Genomic DNA, 13303 nt, shown 5'->3' with positions numbered 1-13303 from the left:
ACCGTGCCCGGCACAACCCGCGGACAGCGCATTGCGCGGACACGCTCCCCGAGGTGGCGGCAATGCGCCCACCGGGATGCCCATGGGGGCGCGCAATGCTGCCCGGCGCAGCGGTGGCGCGGCACATTTTCCATTACCCGGAACGCTAGGTGCGACCAACGGGGTCGCTACGGCGTGGATCGGCGCGGGCGGGTCCGTGGTTCGACCGGCGCCGCCGGCCACGCCACGACGCGCGCGGACGTCGCCCGCGCGCCCCCCGCCGGCGGGGCACCCGTCCGCGCCGGCTAGCCTCTGCTCCTTCCACGAGCAAAGGGATCTTTCCGCGTGCAGGGATCCTCCGACGAACCTCGGATCCTCCGACGGGCAGAGGATCCTTCGACGAGCAAGGGGAGCCGATGAAGAACTGGCGGGCGCTCGCCCTGACCGCCGTCGTGGCCGTTCTCGCAGCCTGCGGCGGTTCCGGTGGCACTGGCGCTGCTGGCGGCGCCGGGGCATCCGGCGGGCCGCCGCCCGGGACCACGCCCAGCGCCGGCGCGTCGACCGCGGGCCGGGTGAGCGACTTCGACCTGGTGCACGACTCCGAGGCGGCGGCGACGTTCGTGACGGCCTTCCGCGCGCAGTTCCCCGCCCTCGCCGCCGGCCGCAGCGATACCGCCCTGCGCGACGACGGCACCCACATCTGCGTCGACGACCTCCCCGAGGGCGGCGATCGCCTCGCGCTGACCCGCATCCCGGCCCGGTTCGCCGACGGTGGCGTCACCCCCGACCAGCCGACCGCCGGCGCCATCCTGGCGCTGGCCCGGTCGACGGTCTGCGCCGCCGCCTCGACGCCGTAGCGAGCGCCGGGAAGCCGTCAGTAGCCGCAGCGGGTCAGGTGGTCGGCGCCGACCCGGAAGGCGTCGGCGAGGACGCGGATGCGGGCGGGCCGGCGCGCCGGATCCGAGTCGAGCGCCCGGACCAGCACCTCGTCGAGGGTGTCCGGCACCGGAAACGGCAGCGGTAGCCCGCGCAGCGGCGCCGGCCCGCCGCGCGCCGGCGTGACGCCGGTCAGGCAGTGATAGGCCATGGCCGCCAGCCGGAACACGTCCGTGCGCACCCCGATGCGGGGTCTGTGCAGCCCGAGGCGCTCCTGCTCGGGGGCCCGGTACTCGGCCGGCCCCTCCTCGGCATGGCGGGCGACCGTGGCGAGCCCCAGGTCACGCAGCGCCGGCGGGCCCGGCTGCGGACCGGTTCCCGGCAGGATCAGGCCGTCGGGGGTCAGAGCCCGATGGCTGTGTCCCGCCTCGTGCAGGGCCGCAAGGACGTCAGCCGCGTCCGCGGCGGCGCGCAGCAGGGCGACGGCGGTCGACGGGTTCGGCGCCCAGGTACGGCCCGGCGGCACCCGCCCCTCGCCCGGCAGCGCGCCCCACGGCCTCGGGCCCGCCGGCGGGCGCGGGGACGGGTGGCCGGGTCCGGGCAGCCGCACCGGATGGACACGGGGCCGGACCGACCCCCGGTCGGCGCGGCGCGGGGGGCCGAAGACCTCCCGCCAGGTCGGACCCGCCAGCCGGCCGGCGACCAGACCCGCCTCCACCGGCGTCACCTGGCCCTCGATCAGGTCGGGCAGGCCAGGCCGCCCGCCGATCTCGGCGAGCAGGCGGATCTGACTGTCCACGGTCGCGAGCTTCGCGTCCGCCGCGAACCCCGGCCGGCGCACGAGGACGTGGCGGAACCACACCGGGCGCGCCGGCGGACCAGGCAACGAGGCGGTTCCCTCCCGCAGCACCCACGATCCGTCGCCGCCGCGCCGCTCCCGCGGATTGCCTTCCAGCAGGCAGGCGCGGGCCGCCACCCGCACCGTCTCACCGCCCGACCAGGACACGTCCGCGGGCGCGGTGCGGCGGGCGGGCGGGGGATCCGGGACCGGCGTCGGGCCGTCCGCCCTGCCGGACCAGGCATAGCCGGCCGCGCGGGGCCACGCGTAGAAGGCGGCGCGCACGTGCGCGGCCACCGGCCGGCCGAGCCGGGCCCGCAGACCGCTCTCGTCCCACAGTTCGATGCGGATCGAGGTCGCCGCCTGCTGCTCGCGCCGCCAGCGGTCCCACCACATCGCCGTCGGCTGGTCCAGCGAGCCGGGAACGCAGAGAATCCATCGGTCGATTCCGTGGCCGTGCTCGCGGGCATTTCGCACCGCGGCTCGGAACGAGTCCCTGATCTGCGCGCGATGGCTCTCCCGCNCCAATGGCAGGAGGTATTGCGCCTGCCAGGCGATGATCCGGTCATCGAGGTGGCCGAGGAACACATCGATCCCGGCGTCCCCGGGGTTGGCGCCTATCAGCCGGAAGCCCGGATGCAGCGCATCGACGAGCTGGGAGATCATCTGTTTGAAATCATCCCGCGCGCCGGCCTCGCTGTGCGTGCGCAGGCCGTGCACGCGAAAGTCGACGGGGAACGGGTCAAGGCGCGGATCCGGCATGCGAGATCGCTCTTCCCGGGGCAGCGGAGGGAGACATCGGCCGACCGATCCTAGCTGATTCGTCCTGCTCCGGCTCGCTCCGGACGTTCCGTCCGGCCCGCCGCCGCAGCGCGCGGGGCGTTCCGCGGACACCGCCGCGAGCGGCCCCGCGCGGCGCCGGCGACATTTCCCGCCGTGCCTCGCCGCTGCGACCGCCGACGTCCGCGTGGTTTCCCGAATCGAGCCCGATATTCGAGATAACTTCGCGCCCCTACCCGGTCCTCTGTTCATCCGTTCATCTGTTCATCCGTTCATCGCTCCCGAGGAGCAGGCCCTGCAGCGGTTTTCCCGCCGTGGGCGGCCCGCCCGGCCCGTGCCGCCCGCGGTGGCTGCGGCCNCACCCGAGGTTCGGGCCGCCGCGGAAGCCTACGGCTGGGCGGCCCTCACGTTCTATGACCTCTCGGTGACCTGGTTGAACAACCGGTATGTGTGGCATTGTCCGGCTGCCGTGATCCCCTGGAACAGGTTGGCGAGGCGGCCCTGTTCGCCGGCCGCACGGCGGCCCCCGACGGGAGCTGACCCGTGCCCCCGCCGGCGGCAGCCGCGGGGGATCGGGGGTTCAGTCCGGTTCGGGCGGTTCGGCGGACGCGGCGAGGACGTCGAGAAGCTGCTCGCCGTACTTGGCCAGCTTGTTCTCGCCGACGCCGCTGATCGTGGCGAGGTCGGCGAGACTCGTCGGCATCCGCGTGGCGATCTCGCGCAGCGTCGCGTCGTGGAAGATCACGTAGGCGGGGACGCCCTGCTCCTTCGCGGTGGCGCCGCGCCACGCCCGCAGCCTCTCGAACACGGGCGCGGCCTGCGCCGGCAGGTCCACCGGCGCGGCGCGCCGGGCCCGGCCCGCGCCGGCCGAGGCGTCGCCGCCGCCGGATCGGACGCTCGACCGCGCGACCCGCTCGGGCTCGCGGCGCAGCGCCACCGTGCGCGTCCCGCGCAGCACGTCCGCGCTGGCCTCGGTGAGTGCCAGGGTGCCGTGTTCGCCCTGGACGGCGAGCAGCCCCTGGGCCAGCAGCTGGCGCACGACCCCGCGCCACTCGAGCTCGCGCAGATCCTCGCCGACGCCGAAGACGGTCAGGGTCTCGTGGCGGTGCTGGGCGACCTTGGGCGTGGACCGGCCCAGCAGGATGTCGATGACGTGGCCGGCGCCGAAGCGCTGGTGGCGCTCCCGGTCGAGGCGCAGCACGGCGGAGAGCAGCTTCTGGGCGGCGACCGTGCCGTCCCAGGACTGCGGTGGCTCGAGGCAGGTGTCGCAGTTGCCGCAGGCCGCGGTGCCGCGCTGACCGAAGTAGGCGAGCAGGCCGACGCGGCGGCATTCGACCGTCTCGCACAGGGCGAGCATGGCGTCGAGGTGGGTTCCCAACCGGCGGCGGTGCGCCGCGTCGCCGGGGGAGGCGTCGATGAGCCGGCGCTGCTGGACGACGTCCTGCAGGCCGTAGGCCAGCCAGGCGGTGGAGCGCTGACCGTCCCGGCCGGCGCGGCCGGTCTCCTGGTAGTAGCCTTCGACGGACTTCGGCAGGTCGAGGTGGGCGACGAAGCGGACGTCCGGTTTGTCGATGCCCATGCCGAAGGCGATCGTCGCGACCATGACGATGCCGTCCTCGCGCAGGAAGCGGNCCTGGTTCTCGGCCCGGACGAGGTTGTCGAGCCCCGCGTGGTACGGCAGCGCGGGAATCCCCTGACCGGCCAGGAACTCGGCGATCTTGTCGACCGACGCCCGGGACAGGCAGTAGACGATGCCCGCATCGCCGGGGTGCTCGGTGCGCAGCAGGTGTAGCAGCTGCGCCTTCGGCTCCTTCTTCGGCACGATGCGGTACTGGATGTTCGGCCGGTCGAAGTCGGCGACGTGGTGGTAGGCGTCCGCCAGGCCCAGCCGGGTGGTGATCTCCTNGTGCGTCTCCGGCGTCGCGGTGGCGGTGAGCGCGACGCGCGGGACGCCCGGCCAGCGTTCGTGCAGCATCGACAGCATCAGGTAGTCGGGCCGGAAATCATGCCCCCACTGCGCGACACAGTGCGCCTCGTCGATCGCGAACAGCGAGATCGTGCCCCGGTCGAGCAGGCGCAACGTCGCCTCGACGCGCAGCCGCTCCGGCGCGAGGTAGAGCAGGTCGAGCTCGCCGGCGAGGAAGGCGGCCTCGACCGCGCGCCGCTGGTCGAGATCCTGGCTGGAGTTGAGGAAGCCGGCCCGCACGCCGAGCGCCCGCAGCGCGTCGACCTGGTCCTGCATGAGAGCGATGAGCGGGGACACCACGACCCCGGTGCCCGGGCGGACCAGCGCCGGGATCTGGTAACACAGCGACTTGCCGCCGCCGGTGGGCATGAGGACCAGCGCGTCGCCGCCGTCGACGACATGATCGATGATCTCCCGCTGGCCCGACCGGAACGACTCGTAGCCGAAGACCCGCCGCAGGACCTGTGCGGCGGCGCCGGTGACCATCCCGGCACCGGCGCCCCCCGCGGCACCGGCGCCCCCGGCACCGGCGCCCCTGGCGGCGCCGGCGGAGGTGCCCGACGGGTCGGCGAGGTGCTCCGGGGGGCCGGGCGGCAAGGTCATCTGGCCACCTTACGGCCATCCGACCGGGTCGGTGGGCCCGTGGTCCGCGGCTGTGGACAACCGTCGTGGTCCACAGCCCGGGACGTTCGGCGAGGTCGGAAAGCCGACGACCATGGGCGGGCAGGGGCAGGCTCGCTACCATCCAGGTGATTTGTCACCGCGACGCCAGTACCCGTGGGAGTCGTCCACCCGTGGGCTCGGCGCGGCCGCGGTCCGGGCCGAGGAGAAGATCGCGTCATGCCAACCGACCCGGAGCAGGTCGCGGTCGCGGCCCTGCGTCTCACCGATCCCGTCCAGGTCGGGCCCCACCGCCTACTCGGCCGGCTCGGCGGCGGCGGGATGGGCGTGGTCTACCTCGGCGACGGCCCGCTCGGCCGGGTCGCCGTAAAGATCATCAGATCCGAACTGGCCGACAACCCCAGCTTCCGGGTCCGCTTCCAACGGGAGCTACAGGCCTGCTTCCGGGTCCGCGGCCGGCACACCGCCCAGCTGCTCGACTTCGACATCACCGCCGAGCCGCCGTGGCTGGCCACCGAGTTCCTCCCCGCGCCCACTCTGGGCCAGCACATCACCCGCCACGGCCCCCTCGACGAGGCCGACCAGGTGCGGCTGGCGGCCGGGCTCGCCGACGCGCTCGTCTCGATCCACGCGGCCGGCCTCATCCACCGCGACCTCAAGCCGTCCAACGTGATGTGGANGGCCACCGGGCCGATCGTGATCGACTTCGGGGTCGCCGCCGTACGCGACGCCGACCAGCTCACCGCGACCGGAGTGCTGATCGGCACGCCGGCCTGGTTGGCCCCCGAACAGGTCACCGTCGGTGAGGCGGCGGTGGCCTCCGACGTGTTCGCCTGGGGTGGCCTGGTGGGCTACGGCGCCACCGGGCAGCCGCCGTACGGGGAGGGGCCGTCCGACGCGGTGACCTACCGCATCGTCCACGAGGAACCCCGGCTGGACTACGCGCGGATCGCGCCGTCGCTGCGCGAGCTGGTCCGCCGATCGATGGCCCGTCAACCCACCGACCGGCCGACGGCCGCGGAGCTGCGCGCCGCCCTCGCGGACGCGGCCGGCCTCGACGCCGCGTCAGGCTCGGGCGGCGGGTCGGGTCCGGGCGGCGGGTCGGGTCCGGGCGGCGGGTCGGGTCACGGTGGAGGGTCGGGTCCGGGTGGCGCGGCGGGCCGAGGCGGCCCGATGGACGACGGCGGGTCGAACGAGTCGGATCGTCCGGTCGGGTTCGGTCCGAACCGGGACGTCACGCTGACCGTCCACGCCCCCACACCGCCCAGCGGGCCGCCGCCGACGATCCCGTCGCCGCCGCTGCCCGTCGGTGGCCCGGCAGGCGTCGGCGCGTCCGGCGGCACACCGCCGTGGAACGTCTCGGGCGTGGTCGGTGCCGCGGCGGGGGCGCGGCCAGGAGACACCTCCGCGGATGGGCCGAGGCGCCGGCGCGGCCGGCTGCTCGGGACCGGTGTCGCGGTCGTCGTGCTCGCGGCGGCCGCCGTCACAGCCGTGCTGCTCACCCTCGGGGGTGGCGGCACCGACGCGCCGACGACCTTCAGCTACACCGCGACCGGGCCCTGGCGACTGGTCGTCGCCGACCGCCAGTCCGGCGACGACGTGGGCTGCACCGTCACTCCGCACGGCGCCAACCCGTCCGGGTTGGCAGGGTCGGAGACCGTCTACGGGGACAGGACCTTCCAGGTCCACCAGACCGGGCGAATCGAGCTCGACGTCACGCCGTCCCCGCCCGGCTGCCGGCTCACCGCGCAGGCCGGCGGCGGCGACGCGACCCTGCCGTTCACCGTCCAGCAGACCGGCGACAGCAGTGCCTTCCACGCCCCCAGCGCCGTCGAGGTCCAGGTCAAGGACTTCAACGGCAGCGAGACGTGCGAGTTCGTGCTGCGCGATCTCGCCAGCGGGGAGAACGTCGACTTCGCCACCGCCACGAAGGACGCGCCGACCGTCCGACTCGACCCCGGCGGCCGCAGCCAGGTCTACCTGGCCGCCAGCGACTGNGCGGTGCGGATCGGCNCAGCCGGCTGAGCCCGGCCGCATGGGCAGGGACTTGGACGAGTAGGCCCGAATCGCTTTCGAGACGCCAGGGTGTTGCTCACCAACTCTGCTGGTGCCGTACGGTCACGAGCGTGTCTCTGGGGGTGTGTCCGTAATCTTCGCCTTCCCTGAGGGGGCTCGCCGACGAGGGTGGCGGTCGATCCAAATTTGTTCAGCCGAGGTCGCTGTGTCCACGTATCAAGATAGGGCGACAGATCGCATACGAGGACGAATTTCGGCGCGTGGGCGTGGGCCGTGGGCGTGGGCCGTGGGAGTGGGCGGGAGTCGCGTACGGCTCGGGCGGCTGGAGTGGGCGCCGAGCGTGTCCACCGCTCGGACGGTTGCGCTCGGGCGATGCATCAGCAGATGCGGGGGAGCTGCTCGCCGAGCGGCCGGTCGACGATGCGGGTCCCGCCGAAGGCCGTGCGGGCGACGACGACGCCCGGATGCTCCGCGGTGACGGAGNCGATCATCACCGCGTCGCGTCCGGCCGGATGCGCCCGCATCGCGGCGAGCACCGCGTCCGTATCGGCCTCGGCGACGAACGCGACGAGCCGGCCCTCGCAGGCCACGTGCAGCGGGTCGAGACCGAGGAAGCCACAGGCCGCCTCGACCACGGGCGGCACCGGCACCGTGGACTCGGTGAACTCGACGCCGGCCCCGGCCGCCGCGGCGATCTCGCACAGCGCGGTCGCCAGACCGCCGCGGGTCGGGTCGCGCAGCGCGTGCACCCCGGGCACGGTCGCGGCCAGCATGGCGGCCACCAGCCCGTGCAGCGCCGCGGTGTCGGAGCGGACGTCCCCGCCGAACTCCAACCCCTCGCGGACGCTGAGCACCGCGATCCCGTGCTCGCCGATCGGCCCGGAAACGATGATCCGGTCTCCGGGCACCGCCCGGTCGGGCCGGACATCCACGCCGGGCGGGACGAGCCCGATGCCGCTGGTGTTGACGTACAGGCCGTCGGCGAGGCCGCGCTCGACGACCTTGGTGTCGCCGGTGGCCAGCCGTACCCCCGCCGCGGCGGCGGCGCGGCCCATCGCCTGCGCCACCCGGCCGAGGACGGCGAGCTCCAGCCCCTCCTCCAGGATGAACCCGGCCGACAGCGCCAGCGGGACCGCGCCGCGGCAGGCCAGGTCGTTGACGGTGCCGTGGACGGCGAGCTCGCCGATCGAACCGCCGGGGAAGAACAGCGGCCGCACGACGTAGGAATCCGTCGTGAAGGCCAGCCTGAGCCCGCCGACAGCCAGGACCGCCGCGTCCGCCAGCGCCCCGGCTGGCAGTGCCGTGTCCGTCGGCGCCGTGTCCGTCGGCGCCGCGTCCACCGGTGTCCCGCCGCCGGCGAACGCCGGGAGGAACAGGTGCTCGATCAGCTCGCTGGTCAGCACGCCGCCGCCGCNGTGGCCCAGCACGACCCGCGCATAGTCGCGCAGCGGAGCCGGGCAGGCCCAGCCCGTCATGTCCGCAAGGTCGGTCATGCCTGCATCGCCGCCGCCGGCCCGGTGGNGTCCGGCGAGTGGGCGCTGCCGGCCGGGGTGAGGCGCCGGTACTGGAAGTAGGCGGCGCACGCCCCCTCCGCCGAGACCATCGTCGCTCCCAGCGGGCGGCGCGGCGTGCAGGTCGTGCCGAACGCCGCGCAGTCCGGCGGCCGGAGCAGCCCCTGCAGCACCGCGCCGCTGCGGCACGCCGCCGGTTCGGCGACGGTGAGGCCGCCGACGTCGAACCGGATCTCCGCGTCGAAGTCGCGCCACGCGTCCGCGAGCCGCCAGCCCGAGTCCGGGATCGTCCCGATGCCCCGCCAGGCCCGGTCGCACACCGTGAAGACCTCGGCCAGGATCGCCCGGGCGGCCGGGTTGCCCTCGGGCTGCACCGCCCGCTGGTAGGCGTTGGCGAGCTCGGCCCGGCCGGCCTCGAGCTGCGCGACGGCGTGGCGTACCCCGTCGAGGAGGTCCAGCGGCTCGAACCCGGTGACGACGATCGGCATCCGGTGCGCGGCGACCAGCGGTTCGTACTGCTCGGTGCCCATCACCGTGCACACGTGGCCGGCCGCGAGGAACGCCTCCACCCGGTTGCCCGGGGCGGTGGCGACCGCGCTCATCGCCGGCGGGACCAGCACGTGGCTGACGAGCATCGAGAAGTTCGCCAGGCGGCGGCGGCGCGCCGTCACCGCCGCCAGCGCGTTGGCCGGCGCGGTCGTCTCGAAGCCGACCGCGAAGAACACGACCTGGCGGTCGGGATGGGCCTCGGCGAGGCTGACGGCGTCCAGCGGCGAGTACACCACCCGGACGNCCCCGCCGCGGGCCTTCACGGTGAACAGGTCGGTGTCGCTGCCCGGCACCCGCAGCATGTCCCCGAACGAGCAGAAGATCACCTCGGGCCGGGCGGCGATCGCCAGCGCCCGGTCGATCGTCTCCAGGGGCGTCACGCAGACCGGGCAGCCGGGTCCGTGGATGAACTCGACCTGGTCGGCGAGGAGCTGGTCGAGCCCATACCGGATGATCGCGTGGGTCTGGCCGCCGCAGACCTCCATCAGCGTCCAGCGCCGGCTCGCGGTGGCGGCGATCGCGTCCAGCAGCCAGCGGGCCAGGTCCGGGTCGCGGAACTCCGTCAGATACTTCACCGGCTCGCCTCGACTTCGGCCGCGCCGAGTTCGGTGTCGAGCAGCCCGAGGTCGCGGAACATCGCCAGCGTCTGGCGCGCCGCGTCCTCGTCCACGCTCGTCAACGCGAAACCGGCATGGATGATCGTGTACTGCCCGACGGTGGCGTCGGGCAGGTAGGCCAGGCACACGGTCCTGGTGACGCCGCCGAAGTCGACGAGCGCCATCCGGGTGCCGCGGTCATCCCAGATCTCGGTGATCCGGCCGGGTATCCCCAGGCACATCGCGTCACATGTCCTTCCTGTCGGCGACCGGCGCCGGATCCTGGTCGCCGGCCAGCGCCGCGACGACGGCCTGGCCGAGAGCCAGTCCGCCGTCGCCCGCCGGCACCTCCTGATGAACGAGTACGTCGAAACCGGCGGCAGCCAGCCGTGCCCGGCAGGCCCGCAGCAGCACGACGTTGGCGAAGACCCCGCCGGTCAACCCGACCAGGCCGACGCCGTGCCGCCGCCGCGCCACCTCGGCGACACGGGTCACCGCGTCCGCGACGGCGACATGGAACGCGCCGGCCAGCGTGCCCGCGGCCATCCCCGCCCGCAGGCCGTCGACGAGGCCCGCGAGCACCGGCGCCGGCTCCAGGACGCCGTCCGCCAGTCCGAAGACCAGCGGCCACGCGCCCACGCCGGCAGCGGCCCTGCCGGCAGCGGCCGTGCCGGCGGACGGCCCGCCCGTATCACCCGACCGGCCGGCGGCGAGACCTTCGGCGGTGGGTGCCTCGGCGGCGAGGGCCTCCAGCTCGACGGCGGCCTGCGCGGCATAGGTGGTCCGCTGGCGCACCCCGAGCAGCGCCGCCACCGCGTCGAACAGCCGACCCATGCTGCTGCTGGGCGTGCAGGCCACGCCCCGGTCCAGGGCGGTGCGCACTGTGCTCAACTCCGCGGCGGAGCAGGCCCGCACCGGGGCGAGATCCGCCGACCAGGCCAGGCCCGCCGCGGCCAGGTGGGCCAGCGCCACCCGGCACGGGTTGCGCACCGCGGCGTCGCCGCCGGGCAGGCCGACCGGGCGCAGGTGGGCGACGCGTTCGGNGCGGGTGACGTCGGAGCCGACGAGGAGCACCTCGCCGCCCCAGATCGTGCCGTCGTCGCCGTAACCGGTGCCGTCGAAGGCGACGCCGACGACGGGCTCGCCGAGCCGGCCGTGCTCGGCGAGCAGCGCCGCCACGTGGGCGTGGTGGTGCTGCACCAGCCGCAGGGGGCGCTCGGCGCCGGCGGTCCGCCGCGCCCAGGCCCGGGTGGCGTAGCCCGGGTGGGGGTCGGCGGCGAGGACCGCGGGTTCGATGCCGTACAGGCGCGCCAGCCGCGCGCCGGATCGCTCGAACGCCGCCATCGCCGCGAGGCTGCCCAGGTCGCCGTGGTGCTGGGACAGGATGGCGCGGCGCCCGGTCGTCAGGCAGAGCGTGTTCTTCAGCTCGCCGCCGACGGCGAGCACCGGCCCGACCGGGCGGGGAAGATCCACCGGCAGCGGGACGTGGCCGCGGGCGCGGCGTAGCGGCACGACCTGCTCGGCGTCACAGCGCAGCACCGAGTCGTCGCACGGCGCCAGGATCGGCCGGTCGTGGGTGAGGAAGGCGTCGGCGAGTCCGGCGAGGCGGGTGCGGGCCTCGCGGTCGTCGAAGCAGATCGGCTCGCCGGAGCGGTTGGCACTGGTCATCACGAGCAGTCGCGGCGGCGGGCCGCCGCCGGGGGCCGGCGCGAACAGCAGGTGGTGGAGCGGCGTGTACGGCAGCAGCAGCCCGACGAGTGGGCTGCCCGGCGCGACCAGGGCCGACAGCGGCGCCCCCGGGGCGCGGCCGGTGAGCACGATCGGCGCGGCCGGCCCGCTCAGCAGCGCCGCCACCGCCGGCGAGACGGTGCCGACCCGGGCGGCCGTGGCCAGGTCGCGGGCCATGACCGCGAACGGCTGGTCCGGTCGGTTCTTGCGCCCGCGCAGCCTGGTCAGGCCCTCGTCGTCCTCGGCGCGGCAGGCCAGGTGGTAGCCGCCGACACCCTTGACCGCCACGACCGCGCCGGCCGCCAGCGCCCGCTGAGCGGCCGCGAGCGCCGCGTCGGTGCCGGTCACCGCCGGCCCGTCGAGCGGGCTGAACCACAGCCGCGGCCCGCAGTCCGGGCAGGCGATGGGCTCGGCGTGGAAGCGGCGGTCGGCGGGGTCGGTGTACTCGGCCGTGCAGCGCGCGCACATCGGAAAGCGCGCCATCGTCGTCGCCGCCCGGTCATACGGCAGCGCCTCGATGATCGTGAACCTGGGGCCGCAGTTCGTGCAGGTGATGAACGGATGGCGGTGGCGTCGGTCCGCCGGGTCGAACAGTTCCCGCAGGCAGTCCGCGCACACCGCCGCGTCCGGGGGCACCAGGGTACGGGCGCCGGCCGCGGCCCTGCTCGCCACGATCCGGAACCCGGCCCCGCCCGGGCGGGGGGTGCCGGGAACGTCGGTCACCGTGATCCCGTCGATGCGGGCGAGGGGCGGCGCGGACGGCGCCAACCGGCGCAGGAACTCGGCGACGTCGGCGGGGTCGCCGTCGACCTCCGCGAAGACCGAGGCCGAGTCGTTGCCGACGAAGCCGGTGAGCCCGAGGCCGCTGGCCAGCCGGTGGACGTGGGGCCGGAACCCGACGCCCTGCACGATGCCCTCGACGACGACCCGCCGGCGCACCCGCCCGTCCGGCGGGCGCGTCGCGGACCGTTCGACGGCGCGCGGGGGGATCATGGCCGCCGCTCCCAGATCACGACCCGGTTGTTGCCGGAGTCGGCCACGGCGAGCCGGCCGTCGGACAGGGACAGGCCATACGGCCAGCAGAACGTGTCGGCGGTCACGCCCGACCAGCGGTTCTCGCCCGTGTCGGCGAACGACGGCTGGCCGAGGACGGCGGTGGCCGCCGTGCCGGTGACCTGCGGCAGGCCGTCCCAGAGCAGGATCCGGTTGTCGGCGGTGTCCGCGACGGCCAGCAGGTCGCCGTCGCAGTCGGCGGCGTAGGGGAACCGCAGCGTGCCGGCCTGGCCGGGGGCGTAGGGGGATTCGCCGCAGCCGGTCAGGTCGGTCTGGCCGAGGGCGAGGTCGGCGGCGGTGTCGGCGTCGGGATGGGGCGACCAGCCGAGCAGCCGGTGGTTGCCGGCGTCGGCGACGAGCAGCCGCTCGGCGTTCCCGGTGATGTCATGCGGCCACCNGAAGGTGGCGGGCCCGGCCGGGCCGCCGCGGTTGTCCTCCCGGCTGGTCGGATCGGGCTGGCCCAGGATCAGGTCGGGGGCCCGATCGGGGGAGGTTGGCAGGCCGCCCGACCAGCCCAGCACCCGCCGGTTACCGGTGTCGGCGACGTAGAAGCGCCCGCCGATCACGGCCACGCCGAACGGCCAGTAGAAGGTGGTCGGCCCGCACGACCCGCCCCGGTTCTCCCGCACGCTCGTCGCATCCGGCTGGCCGAGGACCAGGTCGGGAGGGGTGTCGGTGGTCACCGGGACGGTGTCCCAGACGAGGACCCGGTGGTGCCAGGCGTCGGCGACGACGAGCCGGCCGTCCGTGACGGCGATTCCGGTCGGCAGGTGCATCCCCCGTTCGGGCC

The 13303-nt window shown here is 75.1% G+C and carries 5 protein-coding genes and 10 pseudogenes; 3 read left to right on the top strand and 12 right to left on the bottom strand.

All coding sequences use genetic code 11. The features are described 5' to 3' along the window. The first annotated feature begins 395 nt into the window (after positions 1–395). Positions 396–836: a hypothetical protein gene (locus UK94_RS19560; RefSeq protein WP_041938999.1), complete on the top strand. Its 441-nt coding sequence runs from the start codon at positions 396–398 to the stop codon at positions 834–836. 2217 nt (positions 837–3053) lie between these two features. Here the strand turns inward: UK94_RS19560 and UK94_RS58540 are convergent. From UK94_RS58540 to UK94_RS58530, 3 genes and pseudogenes are all read right to left on the bottom strand, one after another. Beyond that, positions 3054–4104 (bottom strand): annotated as a pseudogene (locus UK94_RS58540) (RQC domain-containing protein); the annotation flags it as partial. Position 4105: 1 nt separating this feature from the next. Then, positions 4106–4378, bottom strand: a pseudogene (locus tag UK94_RS58535) (ATP-dependent DNA helicase RecQ); the annotation flags it as partial. Position 4379: 1 nt separating this feature from the next. Beyond that, the coding region (locus tag UK94_RS58530) for a RecQ family ATP-dependent DNA helicase (protein WP_235488752.1) at positions 4380–5042 on the bottom strand (663 nt) is incomplete at its 3' end. A gap of 237 nt (positions 5043–5279) precedes the next feature. On the opposite strand from UK94_RS58530, the pseudogene UK94_RS58525 reads away from it, so the two are divergent. Beyond that, positions 5280–5739, top strand: a pseudogene (locus UK94_RS58525) (protein kinase); the annotation flags it as partial. 1 nt (position 5740) lies between these two features. After that, positions 5741–7057: pseudogene (locus UK94_RS76255) on the top strand (protein kinase); the annotation flags it as partial. A 396-nt stretch (positions 7058–7453) separates the two neighbouring features. Here UK94_RS76255 and UK94_RS58515 read toward each other — a convergent pair. From UK94_RS58515 to UK94_RS58495, 9 genes and pseudogenes are all read right to left on the bottom strand, one after another. Further along, a pseudogene (locus UK94_RS58515) lies at positions 7454–7559 on the bottom strand (hypothetical protein); the annotation flags it as partial. A 1-nt stretch (position 7560) separates the two neighbouring features. Then, positions 7561–8490 (bottom strand): annotated as a pseudogene (gene hypE, locus UK94_RS19540) (hydrogenase expression/formation protein HypE); the annotation flags it as partial. A gap of 108 nt (positions 8491–8598) precedes the next feature. Then, positions 8599–9379: pseudogene (gene hypD / locus UK94_RS19535) on the bottom strand (hydrogenase formation protein HypD); the annotation flags it as partial. 1 nt (position 9380) lies between these two features. Continuing rightward, positions 9381–9711, bottom strand: a pseudogene (locus UK94_RS58510) (hydrogenase formation protein HypD); the annotation flags it as partial. After that, positions 9708–9974, bottom strand: a complete 267-nt coding sequence (locus UK94_RS19530; protein ID WP_011603003.1) for a HypC/HybG/HupF family hydrogenase formation chaperone — start codon at positions 9972–9974, stop codon at positions 9708–9710. The pseudogene UK94_RS58510 and the gene UK94_RS19530, both read right to left, overlap by 4 nt. Positions 9975–9978: 4 nt before the next feature. Continuing rightward, positions 9979–10775, bottom strand: a pseudogene (locus UK94_RS58505) (carbamoyltransferase HypF); the annotation flags it as partial. Between the two features lies 1 nt (position 10776). After that, the coding region (hypF, locus tag UK94_RS19525; protein ID WP_235488750.1) for a carbamoyltransferase HypF at positions 10777–12453 on the bottom strand (1677 nt) is incomplete at its 3' end. Then, positions 12450–12560, bottom strand: a complete 111-nt coding sequence (locus UK94_RS58500) for a hypothetical protein (RefSeq protein WP_235488800.1) — start codon at positions 12558–12560, stop codon at positions 12450–12452. The genes hypF and UK94_RS58500, both read right to left, overlap by 4 nt. A 351-nt stretch (positions 12561–12911) precedes the next feature. Continuing rightward, positions 12912–13289, bottom strand: a pseudogene (locus UK94_RS58495) (hypothetical protein); the annotation flags it as partial. Positions 13290–13303: the final 14 nt, after the last annotated feature.

It is taken from the genome of Frankia sp. AvcI1 (assembly GCF_001420875.1).
GTDB classification, from domain to species: Bacteria; Actinomycetota; Actinomycetes; order Frankiales; family Frankiaceae; genus Frankia; species Frankia alni.
This window is presented reverse-complemented; position numbering and strand designations above follow the sequence as displayed.